The sequence below is a fragment of the Halosimplex aquaticum genome (genome assembly GCF_028747785.1).
GTDB lineage: Archaea > Halobacteriota > Halobacteria > Halobacteriales > Haloarculaceae > Halosimplex > Halosimplex aquaticum.
Window position 1 is genome coordinate 1,319,452 of the sequence record NZ_CP118158.1, and the last position, 21,687, is coordinate 1,341,138.

The window sequence follows — 21,687 nt, forward strand, 5'->3', positions numbered from 1 at the left end:
TCGTACGTCGTTTCGCTCCGCTTCAGTCGAGTTCAGGACCGTTCATATCGCCGCGCTGTCCGGCGATTAAACGGTTCAGGCTGCTCGTGAAATCGCGTGAACGATTTACGGCGTTCGACGCCGACGTCGGGGCGCTTCGCTCGTCGCTTTGAACCAGGGCTGTTCGGTCCAGTGGCGGCTGTTCGGTCCGGTGGAAAGAAAACCGCTACGCGCGGGCGTGCTTACTGGAACTCTTCCTCGTAGAGGTCCTGGGCGTGTTCGATCGCGTCTTGGGCGGACTGTTTGTCCTCCCAGCCCAGGGTCTCGACTTCCTTGCCCTCTTCGAGGTTCTTGTAGGTCGCGAAGAACTCGTCGATCTCGTCGAGTTGCTGCTGGGGGATGTCTTCGAGGTCCTCGATGTGGTCGTAGCGCGGGTCCTCGCTGGGGACGGCGATGACCTTGTCGTCCTGCTCGCCGTCGTCGTCCATCTTCATGAGGGCGACCGGGCGGGCCTCGATGACGCAGCCGGGGAACGTCTGGTCCTCGACGAGGACGAGCACGTCAAAGGGGTCCTCGTCGTCGTAGTACGACTGCGGGATGAAGCCGTAGTCGGAGGGGTAGTGGACGTTCGAGTGGAGCACGCGATCGAGGACGACACCGGGGATATCCTTGTCGTACTCGTACTTGTTGCGCTCGCCTTTCAGGCACTCGACTACCGCGTAGATCTCCTCGGGCGGGTTCGGCCCCGTCTCGAGGTCTTCCCAGAGGTTGGACATCACTCGCAGGTGCTCTGGGCGGCGGCAAAGGCCTTTCGACCTCGGGTTCCGGACGCCCCGACCGCGTGCGCACCTGGCCGCCCCCGCGGTCGATTACCCGATCGAACGTCGATCGGCAGTGGAATTATCATTGCGTGATATCGGTCGCGAAAGGCTCGCCAGCCGCTTATAAATCCGGGCAATAACGGAAGAAAGTTAACAAGTGTTAAATAGCCAGATGACATTCCACTAACCATGTCAGAGGCACAATCGGTAACTGACACACCCGGAATCGCACGTGAGCTCACCGCGTTCCAGCAGAACATTCTCGTTATCCTCGGCGAAGAGCCCCGCTACGGCCTCGCTATCAAACGTGAACTCGAAGAGTACTACGACGACGAAGTCAACCACGGTCGGCTCTACCCCAACCTCGACGACCTCGTCGAGATGGGCCTGGTCGAGAAGAGCGAACTCGACAAGCGGACGAACCAGTACGCCCTGACCGACGAGGGCTACGAGACGGTGCTCGACCAGCTCTCCTGGGAGTTCTCGAAGCTCGTCACCAGCGAAGACCGCGCCGACGACCTGCGCGAGATCGTCGACGCCGTCCAGGAGTAACTCGCTACTCCAGCGGACACCGCTCGTCCGCGACCTCGAACGCCGCGACCACCGATTTTTCGACGACCTCACGCTGCTCCGGCGTCGGCCACGCGTTGCGCCGATAGTACTCGTCCAGAAACTCCTCCAGTTCGTCGGCCGTCGCGTCGTGGATCGGCTTCGCGTAGTGGTTGCCCATGAAGTCGGCCAGGGCCGAGACGTTCGCGGCGTGGTCGTCGCCGTGTTCCTCGCGCACGTCGGCGACGACCTCGCGGTTGTACTCCTCGATCGCTTCCCAGTCGTCGCCTTCGCCGGGGCCCGAGAGCGGGACCTCGATCCCGCGGTCGACGTCCTCGATCCGGTCGGTCCGGATCTCGCCGTCCTCTGTCCACTCCTCGGGGTGGAGGACGAGCACGTCGCGGGTCTCGTCCTCGCGGACCCGTGCGGTGTAGTCGTTGGCCGCGAGGCGCTCGTCGCGGTCGGTGCGGTAGGCGTCGGCCTCCTCGTCGACGATGGCCTCGCGGGCGAGTTTCGTGAGTCGCTCGGCCTCCTCGACGACGGACTCTGGCGGGAGGTCGTCGGGGTCGCCGTCGTCGTCGGCCAGCACGTCCGGTGCCTCGCTCGGGTCGGGTGATTCGTCGGGCATGTGTTCAGGCGTCGTCGAGCGCTTCGTTCGCGAGTTCGTCGGCGCGGTCGTTTATCTCGCGCGGGACGTGTTTCAGGGACCACTCGTCGAACGCCGTCAGGAGCTCGCGGACGGTGACCCGGTACTCGCGCAGGTCGGGGTCGTTGGTGTCCCACTCGCCGCGGACCTGCTTGACGATGAGCTCGGAGTCGCCGCGCACGTCGATCTCGTCGAACCCGTAGTCGCGGGCGACGCGGACCCCCTTGATGAGCGCCTCGTACTCGGCCTGGTTGTTCGTCGCGCGGCCGATGGTGTGGCCGCCTTCGGCGACGATCCCGTCGCCGCTGACGATCACCCAGCCCACGGCCGAGGGACCGGGGTTGCCGCGGCAGGCGCCGTCGAAGTACACGTGCGCGCGGCCGCCGCCCTCGCGGATCAACCCCTCCAGTTCGGCGGGGTTGGTACCCTGGATCACGACCTTGTCGTCGTAGGCGACCGCGGTGGCGTCGCCGCGCTCGGCGCGCCATCGCTCGTGGTCGGTGTTGCCCTCCTCGATCGCCACGCCCGCGTCTTCGAGGCGCGAGCGGGCCGCGTCGACGTCGCACTCGACTGTCGGCATCGTCCGGAAGTCGCCCGCGCCCGGCCAAATGCGTTCGGATCGCGACCGCCACGCCGGTCCGACGACCTGACGGACGCGACACACGTATCGGCAAATTACTGTGTGGCCACAAGATATATCACCAAGGGTTTAAACGGTGTCATCCATTAGCACAGGGGTGCGATGACACGGTCCAGCCGTCAGCGGGAGCGGATTCCCGAGCGTACGAGCGACCGCACGAGCGAGTGCGAGGACGAGCGCACGGAGCGAGCGTGTCCGGACTGCGGGTCCGAGGAGCTGGTCACGAGCGCGGACCGGGGGGAACTGGTCTGCGACGAGTGCGGACTGGTCGTGGAGGAGGGAACAATCGATCCGGGACCGGAGTGGCGGGCCTTCAACCACACCGAGCGACAGGAGAAATCGCGGGTGGGCGCGCCGACCACGCGGACGATGCACGACAAGGGGCTGACGACGACTATCGACTGGCGGGACGAAGACGCCTACGGACGCACCATCTCCTCGCGCAAGCGGAGCCAGATGCACCGCCTGCGGAAGTGGCAGGAGCGGATCCGGACGAAAGACGCCGGCGAGCGCAACCTCCAGTTCGCGCTCTCGGAGGTCGACCGCATGGCCTCCGCGCTCGGCGTCCCGCGATCCGTCAGGGAGGTCGCCTCCGTCGTCTACCGCCGCGCGCTCGACGAGGACCTCATCCGCGGCCGCTCCATCGAGGGCGTCGCCACCGCTTGCCTGTACGCCGCCTGCCGGCAACAGGGCATCCCGCGGAGCCTCGAGGAGATCGCGGACGTGTCCCGCGTCGACCGGACGGAGATCGGCCGCACGTACAGGTACGTCTCGAAAGAGCTCGAACTGGAGATGGAGCCCGTCGACCCGAAGCAGTACGTCCCGCGGTTCTGTTCGGAGCTCGACCTCGCCGAGGAGGTCCAGACGAGAGCCAACGAGATCATCGACCAGACCACCGAACGCGGACTGCTCTCGGGCAAGTCGCCCACCGGCTTCGCCGCCGCGGCCATCTACGCCGCCTCCCTGCTCTGTAACGAGAAGAAGACCCAGCGGGAAGTGGCGGACGTCGCGCAGGTGACCGAGGTCACCATCCGGAACCGCTACCAGGAACAGATCGAAGTCGTCGGTCTCGGGTGAACGGCGACCCGCGAGGAGCCGGCGAATCACCGACGAACGGCCGACCGGCGGACCGAGGGCGACTGTTTTTGTCCGCTGGGGTCCAACTCCGGATCGTCTCTCGTGTCGCTCACGCACAGACTCGACCGCGCCGCGGGACTCCCGGCGGCCTACCGCCTGATCGACGCCGCGTTCCTCGCCGCGCTCGTCGTCGCGCTCGCGGCCTGTTACGCGACGGGGATGTCGCTGGCCGGCGTCGCGGCCGTCGTCCTCGCGGGCTTCGGCCTGGAGTACGCCGTCAGCGGCGTCGTCACCGACGGGATCTTCCGCGGGGTCGAGTGGGCGGACGAGGCGCCGCCGCACCTCCGGCGGGTCGTCGCCGAGGTGGCCGCGGACTTCGGCGTCGCCGTCCCGACGGTCGTCGTCGATCCCGAGAGCCCGAGCGGGGTGAACGTCATCGGCGACGGGGAGCGGACGGTCCTCGTGGTTTCCGGCGCGCTCGTCGAGACGCTCGACGAGCGAACGGTCCGGGCCGTGGTCGCTCACGAACTCGCCCACGTCGCGCTGGGCCACCTCAGACAGATGCCCGTCCGCGTCGCGATCACCCACGTGGTCGGCCTCGCGGCCTTCTGGGTCCTCGCGCTCCGGCACCTGCCGCCCCAGATCGCGATGCTCGGGGCCGGCGTCTTCCTCGTGACCGGCGTCGCCCGATCGAACGGCATCAACGCCGTCGTCTACGTCGCCGCGAGCGCCGGCGTCGTCGTGCTCATGCGCGCGCTGGCGGCGCGCGCGAGCCGCCTCGAAGAGTGCCACGCCGACGACGTCGCCGTCGAACACGCCGGCGAGACGGAGTTCTGTACCGGGCTGTACGCCGTCGGCTCGGTGGGCGCTGTCGACGACGCCGTCGCGGGCGCCGCACCGTTCGCGGCCCGACGCACCCGCCTGGACCGGCTCACCGCCGTCCACCCCTCGATCGAACACCGACTGGCGCGTCACGGGGTAGTCCCCGACGACGTCGCCGACGGGATTGCGGATGAGCGCGTGGCCGACGATTGAACGCGTGGCCGGCGGGCGAGGCTCAGGCCGTCGGCGCAGCGCAGTCACGCGGTCCCACCGACTGATTCAAGCCCGTGGGTGCAGTACGGATGGCCAATGGCGGGCATGCGCCTCGACGATTTCATCGAGGACTTCCAGCGCGACGAGGCGGCCGAGAAGCGCCGCCTGGCCGAGGAGAAGTCCTACGAGATCACCGAGTACCTCGACGACGTCGAGCGGGAGTTCCAGCAGGCCGTCCAGGGCGACTCGATGTTCGGCTCCACGGCGCCGGAGGTGTTCGTCGGCCGGTCGGGCTACCCCGACGTCTCGACCGGCGTCCTCTCCCCGATGGGCGGCGACGCCGACGCCGCCGACTTCGCCACCAGCGGCGACTGGTACCAGCAGGGCTACCAGATCGACGACGTGCTCCAGCGGCGGACGGGCATGCTCAACTCGACGCGCTCGGCGAAGGTCGACGTCAACGACGTGTGGGACGGCTTCGTCGGCACCCAGCGCGAGGTGGCCATCGCCGACCACCCCGTCGACGTGGAGGTCGGCCTCGACGGCACCCCCGACATCGACCTGAGCCTCGACGACATCTCCACGCCGACGGGACCGCGCGCTCGCGCGACGAACGCGGACCTCGCGGAGAACCCGCACGTCCCCCGCCCGGTCGAGAAGACCCTGGAGGACGACGACTGGGCCGCCGAGGGGGCGATGACCTACCTCTACCGCCGCGGCTTCGACGTCTACGACATCAACACCATCCTCTCGGCGGGCGCGCTCGGGCAGGGGCGCAATCGAAAGCTCGTCCCGACGCGGTGGTCGATCACGGCCGTCGACGACACGGTGGGGAAGTACCTGCGCGGGGGCCTCCAGCACAGCGACACCGTCGACGAGGTGTCGGTCTGGACGAACGAGTACATGGGCAACCGCTACTGGGTGATCCTCGCGCCCGGCAACTGGGAGTACGAACTCGTCGAGATGAAAGCGCCCGAGAGCGTGTGGAACCCGACGGCGGACGACTACTACGTCGGGAGCGCCCACGAGGGCTGGGAGGGCCGGACGAGTTACGTCGAGGAGACCGCGGGGGCGTTCTACGCCTCCCGCCTCGCCGTGCTCGAACACCTCCACGAGCGCGACCGGCAGGCCAAGGCGCTCGTGCTCCGCGAGGTGACCGACGAGTACTGGGCGCCGGTCGGCGTCTGGCAGGTCCGCGAGGGAGTCCGCCACGCCTTCGACGGCGAACACGGCGTCGCCGAGAGCTTCCACGCCGCGCTGGCCGGCCTGGTCGAGCAACTGCCGATCGGCCTGGGCCGTCTGCGACGGAAGTCGAACCTCGTCGCCGGCCTGCAGACCTCGATCAGCGACTTCTGAGCCGGCGCGACCGAACTGTTTTCCTCCGGTCGACCGTATCACCGTGTATGCTCCTCCAGCTCGGGATCCCCGGCGGCGTCGAGTTGCTCGTCGTCCTCGTGATCGGGCTCGTGATGTTCGGCCTGCCCGTCCTGCTCGTCCTCGTCCTCGGGACGGCCTGGCTCCGCTCGCGCGACGACTACGACGACCGCATCCGGGAACTCGAGACGGAGATCGCTCGGTTGCAGGCACAGGTCGGCGACGGCGCGTCTGGCGGCGGTGCGACGGACCACGCAACCGACGCGGGAACTGACGGCTCGGAGACAGACGACGCCGGGACCGGCCCAGCGACGGACGGCGGCAGCGACGACGGCGCGTCGCGGTGACCGCGCTTCGTTAGCCGTCGCGTCCGCAGGGGCGACAGCACTCGCCGAGCCGTCCGGACGAAGAACCGGTCAGACCCCGGCGTCGAGGTTCGCCCACGCCTCGTCGACCATCTCGCCGGTCTCGGCGACGATGTCGGCCCACTCCTCGGAGTCAGGCGCCATCCCGCTCAGGCGAGCGATACGCATGATCGAGACGTGGTAGACGGTCTGGACCCCGGGCTCTTCTTCCCAGACGACGACGCCGCAGGGGAACAGGCCCCCGATCCGTCCGTCGGAGGCGTCGAGCGCGCGGTCGGCCATCGCGGGGTTGCACGCGCCGAGGAAGTAGTAGGGGTCGCGGTCCGCGTCGACTTTCTCGTTCAGGAGCGTCGACGGGGCGAACTCGGCCGGGAACCCGAAGCCCGCGGCCTCGAAGGCCTCCCGGACGTGTTCGATCGCCTCCTCGTGGTCCATCTCAAGCGTCGCTCGCTTCTCGCCGATGTCTCCGCTCGTCAGGTCCGCCGGGTCGAAGGGGAGCGTCATACGCTCACCAGACGGTCGCCGACGCAAAAACAGTGACCCCGGCGCGTCGCTGGGGGCCGTCGGTGTCGGACACGAATCGCGCGCGCGCCGGTCCGTCAGGCCATGTCCTCGCCCGTTACCGTCCGGTCCGACTGGATCCACGCCCGGTGGTTGTCGACGTCGTAGATGACGACGTCACCGTTTGCGATCTCGAGTTCGTCGTAGCGGCTCGTCTCGGAGCGGGTCTCGTTGGTTGCCATTGGTAGTGTCCACGTGCCGTCGCTGTCTACCGGTTCGACGCTGGCGGTAACTACGCCCTAAACCGTGTTAAATGTTATCAATGTACTAACGTCGATCGCGGGCAGACGCTCCAGTCGCCGGAGAACTATTCGAGAACGTACAAACTTATAGATCGTTCACTCCCGTTTACAATGATTGACGGAGTTGGGGCCGAAACCGGCGGACGACACCTGCGGCGCCGCCTGTTGGTCCCCGCGGCACGGTGGGTGAGGAACGTGATTTCAGGTATGCAACGGTCACAGGTTACGGTAGCCGCGACAGTCGTACTGCTGGTCCTCGCGCCGAGCATCGCCGCCGGCGCGGTGGACGAACACGAAGTAACGGGTCATCCGGGCATCGACGTGTCGGTGCCGGACACGGACTTCCAACCGGGCGAGCAGACGTCGCTCAGCGTCGTCGTCCTCAACGACGGGAACGTCACCAGCGGGTCGCTGTCGAACCCGCAACTCGAACAGCAGGTGACGACCGCCCGCGCGGTGCGCGTGAGCGTCGACGACGACCACGACGCCCCGGTGACGGTCAAGACCAACGAGCGCGCCATCGCGCAGCTCCCCGACGGGTCGTCGGCGCCGGTCGAGTTCCGCATGAACGTCGACCGCAACGCCGAACCCGGGACGTACGAACTCCCGATCAACGTCAGCTACAACTACACCGAGTCTGTCAACCCGCAGACGAGCGAGTACGAGCACAACAGCACCATCAAGAACTTCACCGTCGACGTGACGATCGAGGAGGCCGCGCAGTTCCGCGTGACGAACGTCGAGTCGACGGCCCGCATCGGCGCCACCGGCACGGTCGACGTGACGCTCAGGAACACCGGCACTGCCGCGGCACACAACGCCTCGGTCGCGCTCGCCTCGCAGAACGCCGACATGACGTTCGGGCAGGCGTCGTCGTCGAGCCGGTACGTCGGCGGCGTCTGGAAGCCCGGCGAGAAACGAACGATATCCTACCGGGTCAGCGCGGCCCAGTCCGCGAGCCAGCAGCGCTACGCGTTCGACGCGACGATCAACTACGAGGACGAGGACAGCACGCCGATGCAGTCGCAGTCGCTCTCGCTCGGCGTCACGCCCGAACCGGAGCAGTCGTTCAGCATCGTCTCGACCGAGAGCGACGTGGCCGTCGCGGACGACGGACCGGTCACCGTCACGATCCGCAACGACGGTCCCGCCCAGGTCCGCGACGCGTCGGTCACGTTCACCTCCGGGAGCAGCGCGCTCGTCTTCGGCGGCTCGGCCAGCGCCAGCCAGTACGTCGGGGCCTGGGACGCCAACGAGACCCGCGAGATAACCGTCGAGACGACGGCGACGCCCGAGGCCGAGGCCCGGAGCTACTCGCTGCAGGCCTCCGTGAACTACGAGGACAGCGAGGGCGACCCCGGCGAGTCCGGGACGCTCCAGTTCGGCGTCCGCCCCGAACCGGAGGTCGAGTACGAGTTCGCGGCGAGCAACGTGACCTCCTCCCTACGCGTGGGCGCCGAGGGGACGCTCTCGGGGACGATCACCAACACCGGTGACGCGCGCGCCGACAGCGTCGTCGTCGTCTTCGAGAGCCAGAACTCGAACGTCTCGCCGCTCGAACGGGAGTACTCGGTGGGTAACCTGCGGGTCAACCAGTCCAAGGAGTTCTCGTTCGACGTGGAGATCAGCGAGGCCGCGGAGGCCGGCCCGCGCCAGTTCACGCTCCGACCGACCTACCGCAACGAGGACGACGAGCGGCGCGAGGCCGAGAGCTTCGACGTCCGCCAGCGCGTCCGCCAGCAGCGCGACATCTTCACCGTGTCGGCGACGAACGCGACCGTCGAGCGCGGCGGCGGCCAGGTGCTCGAAGTCACGGTCACGAACGACGGCGACAGCGCCGTGAAGAACGTCAACGCGGCGCTGTTCGCGGACGATCCGATCAGCGTCGACGACGGCGACGCGTACGCCGACCGGATCGAACCCGGCGAGTCCCGGACGCTCACGTTCGAGGTGAGCGCCGGTGGGGACGCCTTGACGAAGTCCTACCCCGTCGAGATGGACTTCCAGTACGACGAGGCCGACGGCGACACGAAGCTCTCCAGCGGCTACACCTTCGCCGTGGACGTGACCGAGCCCGAGGACGACGGCGGCAGCGGCCTGCCGCTTTCGGTGATCGCCGTCGCGGTAGTCGCCGTCATCGTCGTCGTCGGCTACCTGCGCTTCGGCAGGTGACTCGATGGTCTTCCAGTGGTTCACCGACGAGATCGGCGAGGCGATATCCACCTATCCGGGGCGGATCAGCCTCGCATTCCTCCTGCTGACGGGGGTGTTCCTCCTCGGCCTCGGGAACGTCGAGACCGAGTCCGGCAGCAACCAGTTCGTCGAGGACCTGGACTCCTTCGAGGCCTTCGAGGACATCCAGCGGGAGTTCGGCTCTAGCTTCGGCGAGAGCTCGACCACGACGCAGCTGCTCCAGCGCGAGCAGAACGTCCTCTCGCGGCCGAGCCTGTTGCGGATGTTGCGGGCCCAGGAGCGGCTGCAGGACCACGAGGACCTGCGGGTGACGAGCGTCTCCAGTCCCGCGGGGACCGTGGCACAGCAGATCGACCCGAACGCGACGACGGTCGAGGCGCAGATCGACGCCGTCGAGTCGGCGACGGCCACGGAGATCGACGAGGCGGTCCGCCGCGCGGCGGAGACCCAGGGGTTCACCTCGCAGATCAGCGAGAACTTCGACCGCCAGAGCGCGGCGGCCACGGCGGCCCAGGCCACGGTCACGCACGACCGCGACGTCAACTCGCGCGAGGAACGCGTCGAGCGCGTCCTGGCGACCGTGGGCGGGGACATCCAGATCGTCGGGAGCGCGCCCGACACCATCGGGTCGTCGCTCGCGCTCGTCCTCCCCGCGGCGTTCATCCTCATCATCTTCTTCCTGATCGTGGCCTACCGCGACCTGGTCGACCTGATACTCGGGGGCGTCGCGATCGTGATGACGCTGCTGTGGACCTTCGGCTTCCTCGGACTGGCGGACATCCCGTTCAACCCGCTGCTGGTCGCGGTCCCGCCGCTGCTCATCGCGGTCGGCATCGACTTCGGCATCCACGCGGTCAACCGCTACCGCGAGGAGCGCGAGCGCGGCCAGCCCGTCGGCACGTCGATGATGGTGACGACCGAGCAGCTGCTCGTCGCCTTCTTCATCGTCATGGGGACGACCGTCATCGGCTTCCTCTCGAACCTGCCGAGCGCGCTCGAACCCATCCGCGACTTCGGCGTCGTCGCCGCCATCGGGATCTGTTTCACCTTCCTGATCTTCGGGATCTTCCTCCCGGCCGCGAAGGTCAAGACCGACCGCCTGCGCGCCCGCTATCCGATCCCGACCATGAGCGAACGACCGCTCGGCTCCGAGGGGTCCGCGCTCGGTCGCCTGCTCAGCGGCGGCGTCGTCATCGCCAAGCGCGCGCCGGTGCTGTTCATGCTCGTGATCCTCGTCGGGAGCGGCGCCGCGGGCGTCTACGCCACGGGCGTCGGCACCGGCTTCAGCCAGGACGACTTCCTCCCGCCGGAGTACGACGAACTGCCCCAGTGGCAGAAGGACCTGCCCGACCCGTTCAGTCCGCCCGAGTACAGCTACGTCGAGAAGACCAACTACATCGAGGACAACTTCCCGTCGAGCAGTTCGGTCATGCTGTTCGTCGAGACGCGGATGGGCAGGGACGCCGCGCTCGACCAGGTCCATCGGATCGGACGGGACCCGCCCCCGACCTTCCAGCGCGACGGCCGACACGCCGAGAGCCAGTCCATCGTGACGGTCGTGCAGTCCTACCAGGAGCGCGACCCCGAGTTCCGGAGGCTCGTGGCGCGCAACGACCCCGACGCCGACGGCATCCCAGAGCAGAACCTCGGCGAGGTCTACGAGTACCTCGAATCGGCGCCGGGAAGCGGCGTGGGAGGTGTCCTCGCCGAGGACCGCCGGAGCACGCTGGTGACCTACTCGGTCGACGCCGACGCCACGAACACCGAGATCGCGGCGGACGCCAGGGTGGTCGCCGCCGAGACGCCGCTGGAGGCGACGCCGACCGGCAACGCAGTCATCTTCGAGGAGGCATCGAACCTCATCCTCGACACGGTGATCACGAGCCTGATCATCACGCTCGTCGGCGCGTCGGCCTTCCTGATCGTCGTCTACGGCGTGCTGGAGGGACGCCCGTCGCTCGGCGTCGCGAACGTCGTCCCCATCGCCCTGACGGTGACGTTCGTCGTCGCCTCGATGCGCTACCTCGGCATCGACTTCAACGCGATCAACGGCGTGATCCTCTCGCTGACGATCGGGCTGGGGATCGACTACTCGGTCCACGTCACCCACCGCTTCGCCGACGAGTTCCACCGCGCCGACATCGAGACGGCGCTGGACCGCGCCGTCCGCGGCACCGGCGGCGCGCTCACCGGGAGCATGCTGACGACCGTCGCCGGGATGGGCATGCTCGTGTTCGCGCTGAACCCGGCCATCGGCGCGTTCGGCGTCCTGACCGCTCTGTCGGTCGTCTACGCCTACATCGCGTCGATGCTCGTCCTGCCGTCGACGCTGGTCATCTGGGACCGCGTCGTCAACCGCTCGCGACCGGCTCAGTGGATCCGCGCGCGACGGCGCAGCGGGCCCGCGCCGCGCTCGCCGCTGGAGGACTGAGAGCGCAGCGGTCCCGGGTCGGTCGCCGCGTTCCCGGACCGACCGCCGCGTTCCCGTATCACCGCGCCGATTCGGGGTGGCGGGCCGGGCACACGGACGCCCCGAACGATTTACGACTGGTCCACATATCTGAAGTATGGTTCACGTGGTCATCATCGGCGCGTACGGGAGCGCCGGCTCGGTCGTCGCCGAGGAACTCGCCGGCGAACCGGACGTCGAACTCACGCTGATCGACGACGGCGACCCCGGTGGCGGCCTCTGCATCCTCCGCGGCTGTATGCCCTCCAAGGAGGTGCTCTCGGCCGGTTCCCATCGCTTCCGGGTGCGTCACGACGACCGCCTCCGCGGCAAGCCCCACGAGGTCGACGTCGAACGCACTATCAGACGCAAGGACGCTCACACGCTGGGCTGGGCGGAATACCGTCGGGAGGCAATCCACGACCTCGCCGAACGCGACGACGTGCGGTTCGTCCACGACACCGCGCGCTTCGTCGACGACTGCACCGTCCGCGCCGGGGGTCGCAAGTTCGAGGCCGACTACGTCGTCGTCGCCACCGGATCGGCCGTCAACATCCCCGACCTCCCGGGCATCGAGGACGTCGAGCACCAGACGAGCGCCGAACTGCTGGACGACACGGACCTCCCCGACTCGGCGGTCGTCATGGGCCTGGGCTACATCGGTCTGGAGATGGTCCCCTACCTCAGCGAGGTCGGCGGCACCGACGTGACCGTCGTCGAGCACGACGAGCGCCCCATCGACGAGGCCGACCCCGCCTTCGGCGACGCCGTCCTCGAACTCTACCGCGAGCAGTTCGACGTGACGATCCCGACCGAGTGCTACGAGAAGCGCGTCGAGCCCACGGACGACGGCGGCGTCCGCCTCTACCTGGAACACGACGACGGCGACGAAGAAGTCGTCGAGGCCGACGAGCTGTACCTGTTCACCGGCCGCCGCCCCTGTCTCGGCCGCCTGGGTCTGAAGAACACCGATCTCCGGCCAGGTCCCGACTGGGTGCTCGACACCATGCAGGCCCGCGACGACAACCGCGTGTTCGTGCCCGGCGACGCCAACGGCGAGGAGCAGATCCTCCACGTCGCGAAGGAACAGGGCGCCACCGCCGCCGAGAACATCCTCCGCCGCGAACGGGGCGTCCCCCTCGACGACTACCACAACGTCACCCATCACGTCATCTTCTCGGGGCTCGGCGTCTACCCGTACGCCCGCGTCGGCATGACCGAACGCGAGGCCCGCGACTCCGGGTACGACGTCGTCGTCGCCAAGCGCCAGGCAAGCGACGACGGGGTGTTCAAGGCCAAGGACGCCCCGGAGGGCCTCAGCAAACTGGTCGTCGACCGCGAGAGCGCGACGGTGCTGGGCTGGCAGGGCCTGCACTACCACGCCGACGTGATGGCCAAGACGATGCAGATCGTCGTCGAGATGGGCCTCGACGTCCGGGAGGTCCCCGACCGCGCCTACCACCCGACGACCCCCGAGATCATCGACGGTCTCCTCCGCGACGTCACCGCCCAACTGCCCGAGTGAGGGTGGTGCGGCCGCCCGGAGCCAGCCAAGGGCGTTCATCGCCCGCTGTCTCCTGGGGGTTCCCAACTGCCTATCATCCGATGTGATCCGCGTAACTACCACTCGGTCCACACACGAGACTGAATGACGCCGCCTCGCGACAGCCGAACCGATCACTGAAACGACGGGACGGCGGGCGAATCACGGCGAGCGTCGGCCGGAGATGAGAAGGTTAAAGAACGATACCACAGTACCAGCAAGTGCGCCCGGGTGGCTTAGCTGGACATAGCGCCGCACTCATAGGGTTTCCTTGCGCGGCAGCCGGCATGCCCCCACGAGGCCCGTCAGCCTCGGACCTGGGACATGCGGAGATCGAGGGTTCGGAGCCCTCCCCGGGCATACTTACTCCGTCACTCGCGACGCCCAGCGATAGATCGGTGGTTGAGTGAAACAGTCGGCCCCGGCGAGCGTAGCGTGGAGAGAACAGAAACGACGGCTGCGGGAGGTCTCCGTCGTTCGATTCTCTCCGGGGTAGACCGCCGAAACTGCCACTTCTCACCGGACCGCCGCCGAGCAGTCGCTGACGGAACACGAGAGTGACTGACAGAAACGCGACCGCTGTCAGGCGTCGCCGGGGAACTCCTGGAACAGCGTCTCGAAGTCCTCGGCGTCGCTGAACTCGGCGACCGACTGGTCGGCTTCCCGCCGGAGCTCCTCGACTTCCGCCTCGAGCCGCGCGTACTCCTCGTTGTCCTGGAGTTCGGCGTGTTCCTTCTCGGCTTCGAGCGTCGCCTTCTTCGACGCCAGCGAGAAGAACTCCTGCATGCGCTCGTCGTAGTTCTCTCGGGTCAGCATCCGGTCGACAGCCCCGTAGAGGTCCTCGAGCATCACGGGCTTCGTGAGGTAGTCGTCGAAGGGCATGTCGACGATGTCGAAGTCGGGGTCGACTGCCGTCACCATGACGACTCGGCAGTCCAACTCACGCTCCCGGAGGACTTCCAGCACCTCGTCGCCGTTCATCTCCGGCATCTGCCGGTCGAGGAAGACCACGTCGACGGCCCCGTCTGCCCGGTCGAGCGCCCCCTCGGCGCCGTAGGCGGTCCGGACATCGTACTCCTCGTCCAACCAGGTCGAGTAGAGGTCGGCGATGTCCCGTTCGTCGTCGACAACGAGAACAGTCACGTCCTCTGAGTTGCTCTTCGGCGATATCATCGTGGGTCCCGTGATTGAGATACGGACTATCGAGTATCGGACAATCCAACCCATAAATCCACCCCATCGATTATCACCAGTGAAAACTGAGAAGAATGTTCGCGGTCACTAGCGGGATCAGTCGGGCGGCTGACATCGGCGTTCAGGCACCGACGAGACTAAATTTCCGACGCCGCTGGATCCGAACGATGGACGGGGAGTCCGCGGACCCGACCCGGATCCGGACGCTGGCCGTCACGGCCGAGGACATCGTCGCGGCGCTGGAAGCGCGGATTCAACGGGACAGCGCGGTTGTGTTGCGTGTGACCCCGCCGTTCAGTGGCCGGATGCGAGCGCGCCTGCACGCCGGACCCGACGAATACGACGAGGAACCGGCGCCGCTTCACGTCTCGCCGGAGGCGCTGCTCGCGGAGTCGGCGCCGTCGTATCCGCGACCGGCGGACACCGAGGACCGACTCCGGGAGGACCCCGACGCCGAATACACCGTCGAACGACACCACGAACGCCACCGGGAGGCCGTGACCGCGTGGCGAGAGCGAGTTCGCGACCACGTCCGCGACACTGCGACGATCGAGACGGCCGACGGACCCCACGAGGTTTCGGTTTCGGTACTCGGTTGACGCTGACACTCCCGAAACTGGACGTTCGTCCACCTCCGATCCGGCCGTTTGCGATAGTTCGAGAAACCGACCGAGAGGGAGTTATAAAACTTCTCGGCAGTTCTAGGGCGGTACTGAAAGGAAACCGGGACGAGTAAAACGGCATCTAGGGACGCATCCAACGCGTGAAACGTTGTGAAATCAGTGGAAGACTCGGACGGTTATAAGGTATCACCGTGTCACTGTAGAAGTACGAGGTTCCCCGTATGTCAAGTCGAACGTCAGAATTCGCCCCATCGCTCGAGCGCCTCGACATCACCCTGCCGAACGTCGGCCAGAGTGTCGTCACACCGATCACCGGCGTCGCGTTCTGGGCGGCCGTCGCACTCCCGTTCCTCCACCTGCCGTTGCTGGTGGCGACCGGCCTGTCCTCGGAACCGTACACCAACGCGTTCATCGCCCTGCTGGTCGCCAACGTCATCGCCCTCCTCGTCGGCCACTCCCATTACCGGGACTGATGCAGACGCCGCGGTCGCCCTCCACGCCGCGTTCGTGACCCGCCGCCCGGCCGCGCCCTCCACTTCGATTTTCCTCACACCGTCGGTTTCACCCACACCGACGCCGCGGTTCGCGGTCAGTTCTCCTCGCGGAACGCCGCGCGGAGCCGCGGAAGTTCCCGCCGGAGCGCCTGCCGTTTGATCAGGACGAACCCGACGAAGATGCAGCAGAATCCCAGTCCAGTCGACGCGTCGACGACCTCCTCCAGGAAGAGAAATCCCGTGATCGCGGCGAACAGCGGAGCGACGTAGGAGACGAGGTTGATCTCGACCGGTCCGAGTCGTTCCAGCAGGTCGAAGTAGATGAGGAAGCCGGCGGCGCTGGCGCCCAGCGAGAGGTACGCGAGCGACCACACCGCGGTCCCGGACCAGGTGATCGCCGACGGGGACTCGCCGAGGCCGACGCTGACGGCGTGCATCAGTCCGGCGCCGCCGAGCATCGACCAGGCCTCCATCGTCTCGATCTCGACGCCGGCGTCGATGTAGGTCGTCACGACGCTGCCGAGGGCGAACGAGAGCGCGGCCGCGAAGACGAGCAACTGCGGCAGGACGTCGTCGGTCAGGAGCGCGTTCGGGTCGGGCTGGGCCACCGCGACGACGCCGACGAGACCGAGCACGATGCCGACGACGCCGACCGCGGAGAGTCGTTCGTCCGGGAGGAGCCCGCGGGCGAAGACCGTCGTCAGCACCGGGGAGAGGCTGACGATGACCGCGGCGGCGGCGCTGGTGGTCTCCTGTTCGCCGACGAAGAGGAACGCGTGATACGCGGCGATCATGAGCGCGGCGCCCGCGGTGACCGTCGCCCACTCGTCGCGGCCCCGCGGGTACCAGCGGTCGGCCCGGAGAGCGGCGTAGCCGAGCATCACGGCGCCTGCGACGTCGTAGCGAAGCGCGGCGAAGAGGACGGGCGGGAACGCCGACAGTCCCGCCTTGATCGCCATGAACGCCGACCCCCAGAGCGCCGAGAGCACCAGGAACAGCCCGAGGTTCCGGTAGGTGGACACGGGCGGCCATTCGCCCGAACCGGCCTGAAACTTTCGGGTCGCACGCTCGTTTCCGCGCGTCGTCGGAACCGCGAGCCCGGCTGTCAGCCGAACACCGCTCGACTGCAGTGGGGCGGGACCACGCATCGCCCGTACGTTTAAATCATCCTATCTCCAAGAGAACGTATGGCCGCATACGGCCGGCCGACCCTGCGAGACCTGTTCGACGAGGCACCGACGCCGCACATCGCCCACCCGCCTCGGACACACCATCGGGATTTCTACCTCGCCACCGACGGCTCGTACCGAGAGAGCGGTGGCGCCGCGCCGGGCGACGACGCCCGGGAGTTCACGGGCGGGCTGGGCGTCGTCATCGAGACCCGCGACGGCGAGCGCGTCGCGCGGCTGTCGGTCCCCAACCGTGCCCCCGACAACAACGTCGCCGAGTATCGGGCGCTCCACCTCGGCCTCGACGTCCTCGCGGCTCGCTCGCCCGCGGACGCGAGCGTCGGCGTCCTCATCGACCACGACGCCCTCGCGGAGAACCTCAACGCGGCGGTCCTCACGGACCGGAGCCCCGAACTCGAACCGGCGCACTCCGTGTCCCACCCGCCCTCTATCGGCCTCCACTGGCGGGGCATCCGCTCGCGGCTCCGGGACTTCGCCGAGATCCGGGCCGCCCGCATCGGCAGCGGGTACAACCCCGCCCACCCGCTCGCCAACGCCCCCGAAGAGTACGCGCACGTCAACAGCGAACCCGACCGCTGCGTCCTCCCCGAGTCACCGTCGACCGGTGACGACCGCTATCCGCCGCCCTCGCGGGCCGACCGCGGCAGCGCGTCGGACTGACGGAGCCGTCCCCACGGGACGCCCCGTCACTTTATGCGAACCTGTCCGGTAGGTCGACTATGGAACGGAGCGACGCGTCCGAGTCGCCGCTGGCGGCGGCTCCGGGGGCGACCGGGCCGGCGAGCGAGGCCTTCGAACTACTGAGCAACGAGACGCGACTGGCGATCCTCGTCGCGCTCTGGGACGCGTACGATCCCTTCGACGGCGAGAACGCCGTCCGGTTCTCCGACCTCCGCGACGCCGTCGGCGTGACAGACAGCGGCCAGTTCAACTACCACCTCGAAAAGCTGACGGGCCACTTCGTCGAGTCGACCGACCAGGGGTACGAACTCCGCGAGCCCGGGCGCAAGTTCGTCCGCGCCGTCGTCGCCGGCGCCGGCATCGAGGAACCGACCCTGGAGCCGACGGAGATCGACATGGAGTGCAGTCTCTGCGGGGGAGCCGTCGAAGTCGGCTACGAGGACGGGTGGGTGTACAACGCCTGTACCGAGTGCGACGGCCTCTTCGCCGGCGAGGACACGCCCCGCGGCCACCTCAGCAAGTTCAAACTCGACCCCGCGGGATTCACCGGTCGGTCCCCCGCGGAGATCTACTCGGCGGCCTGGGTGCGAGCGTTCCAGCGACTCTACGCGATGATCGAGGGCATCTGTCCGTCCTGTTCCGGACCGGTCGAACGCTCGCTCGAACGGTGTGAGACCCACGACGACGAGGGGATCTGCGACGACTGCGACCGCGGCGCGGCGGTCACGGCCCAGTTCGAGTGCCCGGTCTGCAAGGAATGGGCGGTGACGACGCTCGGCGGCGTCGCGAAGTACCATCCCGCGGCCGTCGCCTTCCACTACGAGCGCGGCCTCCCGCTGCAGTACGGGTTCAACGACCTCGCGTCGATCAACGAACGGCTCGAAACCGGACACACGGACTGGAACGTCGTCTCCGAGGACCCGCTCCGCGTCCGAGTCACGCTCGGATTCGACGGCGACGAACTGGATATCGAACTGGCCGAGGACCTGTCGGTCGTCGACGTGAGCGATCCCCGGTAAGCGTCGGCGCGCCGCCGTGCCGGTCGGCGGTGGGAGTCCGACTCGTCAGTCGTCCCCGTCGTCCGGCAGCCGTTCGACCGCGCGCTCCCAGCTGTGGCGGGCGAGCCCGCCCCCGCCCGCGAAGCGACCGAGGTACTGCTCGCGGGGGATCGGTCCCCACCACTCCCCGTCGGCCCGGCGGAGGTGTCGCACCCACAGCCAGGTCAACGCAATCCAGGGGGCGCCGAAAACGGCCAGCCAGAGCGTCCCGTCGGTGTACGGGACTGTCACGCCGACAGCCTGTAGCGCCTGCCATCCCAGCACCGCGCCGACGAACAGCCCTCCGAACACGAAGACGCTCCCCAGGACGCACTGGAAGGCCAGCATCGGCCAACCGGAGACGTCGATCGTCTTCGCCATCTCTCTGTTCGGAAGTTGCCTGTCATCGTAGATACGTCTTCTGGGGCCGGGCGTGCGGACAGAAGTCCTCGTCGAAAAAAGGCAGAAAGCCGGATCTCCGTCCGGTGAGCCGTGCGATAGCGCCGCTCTGCGTTACTCTTCGTCTTCCTGCTGTTGGGCGTCGACCACGGCCGCGGCACCGAGATTCACGATGTCCTTGACCTCGTCGCCCCGCTGGAGGACGTGGACGGGCTTGTCCATGCCGACCAGCATCGGGCCGATGGCGTCTGCGCCGCCGAGGCGCTGGAGGAGCTTGTAGCCGATGTTGCCGGCTTCGAGGTTCGGGAACACGAGGACGTTCGCTGGGTCTTCGAGGTCGGCGAAGTCGTAGGTGCCGTTGAGGATGTCCTCGACGACGGCGGTGTCGGCCTGCATCTCCCCGTCGACCGGGAAGTCGACCTCGGGGTCGTCGTGGAGGTCGCTGACGGCGTCGCGTAGCTTCGCCGTCCCCTCGTTCTCGACGCTGCCGAAGTTCGAGTACGAGAGCAGCGCGGCGCGGGGCTCGACGTTGAAGTCCCGGGCGAGGCTGGCGGTGTGTTTCGTGACCTCCGAGAGGACCGCCTCGTCGGGGTCCAGGTTGACCGTCGTGTCCGCGCAGAAGACGACCTTGTTCTTGAAGGTCAGCATGTAGACGCCGGCCGCGTAGTCGGCGTCGGGCGCGGTGCCGATGACTTCCAGCGGCGGGCGCAGCGCCGAGGGGTAGTGGTGGGTCAGCCCCGTCAGCATCGCGTCGGCGTCGCCCTGCTCGACCATCACGCTCGCGAGGTAGTTGGTGTCGTTCTCGATGAGCTCGGAGGCCTCGCTGCGGGTGATGCCCTTGCGCTGGCGGAGCTCGTGGAGCCGATCGGCGTACTCCTCGTAGTCGCCGTTCTCCGGGTCGACGACCTCGGGCTGGAACTCCAGCCCCAGGTCGGCCGTGGTGGCCTCGATCTCCTCGCGGTCACCGATGAGCACGGGTTCGGCGATCTCCTGCTCCTGGAGCTGGAAGGCCGCGCGGATCATCTTCTCGTCGGTCCCCTCGGCGAGCGCGAGGCGCTTGGGGTCGCTCTTGGCCTTGTTGAGGACGACCCGCATCATCTCGCGAGACTTGCCGAGGCGGGCCTCCAGCGTCTCGACGTACTCGTCGGTGTCGAGTTCCGCGCGGGCGGCGCCGGACTCCATGGCGGCCTCGGCGACCGCGGGCGCGACCTCGAAGAGGACGCGCGGGTCGACGGGCTTGGGGATGATGTACTCGGGGCCGAACTGCAGCGGCTGGTCGCCGTAGGCCTTGACGACCTCGTCCGGGACGTCCTTGCGGGCGAGTTCCGCGAGCGCCTCCGCGGCGGCGGTCTTCATCTCCTCGTTGATGTCCGTCGCGCGCACGTCGAGCGCGCCGCGGAAGATGAAGGGGAATCCGAGGACGTTGTTGACCTGGTTCGGGTAGTCCGAGCGGCCGGTGCCCATGATGACGGTGTCGTCGCGGGCGTTCTTGGCGTCCTCGTAGGTGATCTCCGGGTCCGGGTTGGCCATCGCGAAGATAATCGGGTTCTCGTTCATCGACCGGACCATCTCCTGGTCGACGATGCCGCCGATGGAGAGGCCGACGAACACGTCGGCGTCGTCCATCGCGTCGGCGAGGTCGCCCTCGGGCACGTCGCGGGCGAACTCCCGCTTGTACTCGTTGAGGTCGCCGGCCTCGGCGCGCTCCTCGGTGATGATCCCCGAGGAGTCACACATCAGGATGTTCTCCTTCTTCGCGCCCAGCGAGACGTAGAAGCGGGCGGTCGCGATGGCGCTCGCGCCGGCGCCGGAGAAGACGATCCGCATGTCTTCGAGGCTCTTCCCGGAGATCTCCGCTGCGTTGATCAGCGCGGCGCCGGAGATGATGGCCGTCCCGTGCTGGTCGTCGTGGAAGACGGGGATGTCCATCCGCTCGCGGAGCTCCGCTTCCATGACGAAACACTCCGGCGCGCTGATGTCCTCTAAGTTGATCCCGCCGAAGGTCGGCTCCATCGCGGCGACGGCGTCGATGAAGGCCTGTGTGTCGTGCTCGTCGAGTTCGATGTCGAAGACGTCGATGTCGGCGAACCGCTTGAACAGGACGCCCTTGCCCTCCATGACGGGTTTCGACGCCTGCGCCCCGATGTCGCCGAGGCCGAGCACGGCCGACCCGTTCGAGACGACGCCGACCATGTTGCCCTTCGCCGTGTACTCGTAGGCGTCGCCCGGGTTCTCGTCGATCTCCAGGCACGGCGCCGCGACGCCCGGCGAGTACGCCAGCTGCAGATCCCGCTGCGTGTTCGTCGGCTTCGTCGTCGCGATCTCCAGCTTGCCGGGCGGCTCCGTCCGGTGATACTCCAGTGCGTCCTCGTCGAGTCCCATACGATATCCCCGGACGGGGCCGGCAAAAACCTTCTCGTTGTGCCAAATGACGACTGATTGTTCGTCGTTCGTCGAATCCTTGACGACGCGGATATCGCCGCCGAGAGCGCCGCAACGAGTTTGGGATCGGGGAGATACGTTCGTCCTACGGGAACATCTCTCGGCGTGATTCGATCGTCGTTCGGCCGGGCGTCTGTGGTCGGGAATCCGTAA

At 67.7% G+C, this 21,687-nt stretch carries 21 protein-coding genes and 1 tRNA gene; 13 read left to right on the forward strand and 9 right to left on the reverse strand.

What is annotated here, in order from left to right:
* Positions 1-221 precede the first annotated feature (221 nt).
* Complete coding sequence (locus PSC72_RS06580; protein ID WP_274325093.1) at positions 222-755, reverse strand: inorganic diphosphatase; 534 nt, start codon at positions 753-755, stop codon at positions 222-224.
* Between the two features lie 234 nt (positions 756-989).
* On the opposite strand from PSC72_RS06580, the gene PSC72_RS06585 reads away from it, so the two are divergent.
* Positions 990-1,352 (forward strand): PadR family transcriptional regulator, encoded by a 363-nt coding sequence (locus PSC72_RS06585; protein ID WP_274325094.1) that lies wholly within the window; start codon positions 990-992, stop codon positions 1,350-1,352.
* Positions 1,353-1,356: 4 nt separating this feature from the next.
* On the opposite strand, the gene PSC72_RS06590 is transcribed toward PSC72_RS06585, so the two are convergent.
* Positions 1,357-1,977, reverse strand: coding sequence for a DUF7108 family protein (locus PSC72_RS06590; RefSeq protein WP_274325095.1), 621 nt, complete (start codon positions 1,975-1,977; stop codon positions 1,357-1,359).
* Between the two features lie 4 nt (positions 1,978-1,981).
* Positions 1,982-2,575 (reverse strand): ribonuclease HI, encoded by a 594-nt coding sequence (rnhA, locus tag PSC72_RS06595; RefSeq protein WP_274325096.1) that lies wholly within the window; start codon positions 2,573-2,575, stop codon positions 1,982-1,984.
* Between the two features lie 162 nt (positions 2,576-2,737).
* Between rnhA and PSC72_RS06600 the strand changes: the two genes are divergently transcribed.
* The 4 genes from PSC72_RS06600 (at position 2,738) to PSC72_RS06615 (ending at position 6,468) form a co-directional block, all read left to right on the forward strand.
* Positions 2,738-3,712 (forward strand): transcription initiation factor IIB, encoded by a 975-nt coding sequence (locus PSC72_RS06600; protein ID WP_274325097.1) that lies wholly within the window; start codon positions 2,738-2,740, stop codon positions 3,710-3,712.
* Between the two features lie 102 nt (positions 3,713-3,814).
* Positions 3,815-4,747: a M48 family metallopeptidase gene (locus tag PSC72_RS06605; RefSeq protein WP_274325098.1), complete on the forward strand. Its 933-nt coding sequence runs from the start codon at positions 3,815-3,817 to the stop codon at positions 4,745-4,747.
* Between the two features lie 105 nt (positions 4,748-4,852).
* Positions 4,853-6,103, forward strand: coding sequence for a DNA repair protein NreA (gene nreA / locus PSC72_RS06610; protein WP_274326151.1), 1,251 nt, complete (start codon positions 4,853-4,855; stop codon positions 6,101-6,103).
* Between the two features lie 47 nt (positions 6,104-6,150).
* Positions 6,151-6,468, forward strand: coding sequence for a hypothetical protein (locus PSC72_RS06615; RefSeq protein WP_274325099.1), 318 nt, complete (start codon positions 6,151-6,153; stop codon positions 6,466-6,468).
* A 69-nt stretch (positions 6,469-6,537) separates the two neighbouring features.
* Here PSC72_RS06615 and PSC72_RS06620 read toward each other — a convergent pair whose 3' ends face one another.
* Together PSC72_RS06620 and PSC72_RS06625 are read right to left on the reverse strand one after the other, a co-directional pair.
* Entirely contained in the window at positions 6,538-6,990 is a 453-nt protein-coding gene (locus PSC72_RS06620) for a DUF302 domain-containing protein (protein ID WP_274325100.1), read from the reverse strand.
* Between the two features lie 95 nt (positions 6,991-7,085).
* A complete protein-coding gene (locus tag PSC72_RS06625) occupies positions 7,086-7,229 on the reverse strand; it encodes a DUF7331 family protein (RefSeq protein WP_274325101.1) in 144 nt (47 codons plus the stop codon).
* A 267-nt stretch (positions 7,230-7,496) separates the two neighbouring features.
* Here PSC72_RS06625 and PSC72_RS06630 point away from each other — a divergent pair, with 267 nt between their 5' ends.
* From PSC72_RS06630 to PSC72_RS06645, 4 genes are all read left to right on the forward strand, one after another.
* Positions 7,497-9,461, forward strand: a complete 1,965-nt coding sequence (locus PSC72_RS06630) for a COG1361 S-layer family protein (protein WP_274325102.1) — start codon at positions 7,497-7,499, stop codon at positions 9,459-9,461.
* Positions 9,462-9,465: 4 nt separating this feature from the next.
* Positions 9,466-11,913 (forward strand): efflux RND transporter permease subunit, encoded by a 2,448-nt coding sequence (locus tag PSC72_RS06635; RefSeq protein WP_274325103.1) that lies wholly within the window; start codon positions 9,466-9,468, stop codon positions 11,911-11,913.
* A gap of 136 nt (positions 11,914-12,049) precedes the next feature.
* Complete coding sequence (locus PSC72_RS06640) at positions 12,050-13,456, forward strand: dihydrolipoyl dehydrogenase family protein (RefSeq protein WP_274325104.1); 1,407 nt, start codon at positions 12,050-12,052, stop codon at positions 13,454-13,456.
* 243 nt (positions 13,457-13,699) lie between these two features.
* A tRNA-Met gene (locus PSC72_RS06645) sits at positions 13,700-13,834 on the forward strand.
* 222 nt (positions 13,835-14,056) lie between these two features.
* Here PSC72_RS06645 and PSC72_RS06650 read toward each other — a convergent pair.
* Positions 14,057-14,647, reverse strand: coding sequence for a HalX domain-containing protein (locus PSC72_RS06650; RefSeq protein WP_274325105.1), 591 nt, complete (start codon positions 14,645-14,647; stop codon positions 14,057-14,059).
* Between the two features lie 188 nt (positions 14,648-14,835).
* On the opposite strand from PSC72_RS06650, the gene PSC72_RS06655 reads away from it, so the two are divergent.
* Positions 14,836-15,267 carry a hypothetical protein gene (locus PSC72_RS06655; protein WP_274325106.1) on the forward strand — a complete coding sequence of 144 codons (432 nt, stop codon included), beginning with the start codon at positions 14,836-14,838 and terminating at the stop codon, positions 15,265-15,267.
* 245 nt (positions 15,268-15,512) lie between these two features.
* Positions 15,513-15,764 (forward strand): hypothetical protein, encoded by a 252-nt coding sequence (locus PSC72_RS06660; RefSeq protein ID WP_274325107.1) that lies wholly within the window; start codon positions 15,513-15,515, stop codon positions 15,762-15,764.
* Between the two features lie 116 nt (positions 15,765-15,880).
* Here PSC72_RS06660 and PSC72_RS06665 read toward each other — a convergent pair whose 3' ends face one another.
* On the reverse strand, positions 15,881-16,807 hold the full coding sequence (locus PSC72_RS06665) for a DMT family transporter (RefSeq protein ID WP_274325108.1): 927 nt from the start codon (positions 16,805-16,807) through the stop codon (positions 15,881-15,883).
* Between the two features lie 165 nt (positions 16,808-16,972).
* On the opposite strand from PSC72_RS06665, the gene PSC72_RS06670 reads away from it, so the two are divergent.
* Together PSC72_RS06670 and PSC72_RS06675 are read left to right on the forward strand one after the other, a co-directional pair.
* Entirely contained in the window at positions 16,973-17,635 is a 663-nt protein-coding gene (locus PSC72_RS06670) for a ribonuclease H family protein (RefSeq protein WP_274325109.1), read from the forward strand.
* Positions 17,636-17,694: 59 nt separating this feature from the next.
* Entirely contained in the window at positions 17,695-18,675 is a 981-nt protein-coding gene (locus PSC72_RS06675; protein WP_274325110.1) for a winged helix-turn-helix domain-containing protein, read from the forward strand.
* A gap of 45 nt (positions 18,676-18,720) precedes the next feature.
* On the opposite strand, the gene PSC72_RS06680 is transcribed toward PSC72_RS06675, so the two are convergent.
* Positions 18,721-19,074: a hypothetical protein gene (locus tag PSC72_RS06680; protein ID WP_274325111.1), complete on the reverse strand. Its 354-nt coding sequence runs from the start codon at positions 19,072-19,074 to the stop codon at positions 18,721-18,723.
* Between the two features lie 132 nt (positions 19,075-19,206).
* The gene (locus PSC72_RS06685; RefSeq protein ID WP_274325112.1) at positions 19,207-21,474 is read right to left on the reverse strand and encodes an NADP-dependent malic enzyme; all 2,268 of its coding nucleotides are present in this window, start codon (positions 21,472-21,474) and stop codon (positions 19,207-19,209) included.
* Between the last annotated feature and the right edge of the window lie 213 nt (positions 21,475-21,687).

What these genes read in the sequence shown, in the direction of transcription:
- PSC72_RS06625 (WP_274325101.1), bottom strand. Translation starts at nt 7,229, where the DNA reads ATGGCAACCAACGAGACCCGCTCCGAGACGAGCCGCTACGACGAACTC.
- PSC72_RS06590 (WP_274325095.1), bottom strand. Translation starts at nt 1,977, where the DNA reads ATGCCCGACGAATCACCCGACCCGAGCGAGGCACCGGACGTGCTGGCC.
- PSC72_RS06620 (WP_274325100.1), bottom strand. Translation starts at nt 6,990, where the DNA reads ATGACGCTCCCCTTCGACCCGGCGGACCTGACGAGCGGAGACATCGGC.
- PSC72_RS06680 (WP_274325111.1), bottom strand. Translation starts at nt 19,074, where the DNA reads ATGGCGAAGACGATCGACGTCTCCGGTTGGCCGATGCTGGCCTTCCAG.
- PSC72_RS06580 (WP_274325093.1), bottom strand. Translation starts at nt 755, where the DNA reads ATGTCCAACCTCTGGGAAGACCTCGAGACGGGGCCGAACCCGCCCGAG.
- PSC72_RS06585 (WP_274325094.1), top strand. Translation starts at nt 990, where the DNA reads ATGTCAGAGGCACAATCGGTAACTGACACACCCGGAATCGCACGTGAG.
- PSC72_RS06685 (WP_274325112.1), bottom strand. Translation starts at nt 21,474, where the DNA reads ATGGGACTCGACGAGGACGCACTGGAGTATCACCGGACGGAGCCGCCC.
- PSC72_RS06640 (WP_274325104.1), top strand. Translation starts at nt 12,050, where the DNA reads ATGGTTCACGTGGTCATCATCGGCGCGTACGGGAGCGCCGGCTCGGTC.
- PSC72_RS06650 (WP_274325105.1), bottom strand. Translation starts at nt 14,647, where the DNA reads ATGATATCGCCGAAGAGCAACTCAGAGGACGTGACTGTTCTCGTTGTC.
- PSC72_RS06635 (WP_274325103.1), top strand. Translation starts at nt 9,466, where the DNA reads ATGGTCTTCCAGTGGTTCACCGACGAGATCGGCGAGGCGATATCCACC.
- PSC72_RS06670 (WP_274325109.1), top strand. Translation starts at nt 16,973, where the DNA reads ATGGCCGCATACGGCCGGCCGACCCTGCGAGACCTGTTCGACGAGGCA.
- nreA (WP_274326151.1), top strand. Translation starts at nt 4,853, where the DNA reads ATGCGCCTCGACGATTTCATCGAGGACTTCCAGCGCGACGAGGCGGCC.
- PSC72_RS06660 (WP_274325107.1), top strand. Translation starts at nt 15,513, where the DNA reads ATGTCAAGTCGAACGTCAGAATTCGCCCCATCGCTCGAGCGCCTCGAC.
- PSC72_RS06675 (WP_274325110.1), top strand. Translation starts at nt 17,695, where the DNA reads ATGGAACGGAGCGACGCGTCCGAGTCGCCGCTGGCGGCGGCTCCGGGG.
- PSC72_RS06630 (WP_274325102.1), top strand. Translation starts at nt 7,497, where the DNA reads ATGCAACGGTCACAGGTTACGGTAGCCGCGACAGTCGTACTGCTGGTC.
- rnhA (WP_274325096.1), bottom strand. Translation starts at nt 2,575, where the DNA reads ATGCCGACAGTCGAGTGCGACGTCGACGCGGCCCGCTCGCGCCTCGAA.
- PSC72_RS06655 (WP_274325106.1), top strand. Translation starts at nt 14,836, where the DNA reads ATGGACGGGGAGTCCGCGGACCCGACCCGGATCCGGACGCTGGCCGTC.
- PSC72_RS06600 (WP_274325097.1), top strand. Translation starts at nt 2,738, where the DNA reads ATGACACGGTCCAGCCGTCAGCGGGAGCGGATTCCCGAGCGTACGAGC.
- PSC72_RS06615 (WP_274325099.1), top strand. Translation starts at nt 6,151, where the DNA reads ATGCTCCTCCAGCTCGGGATCCCCGGCGGCGTCGAGTTGCTCGTCGTC.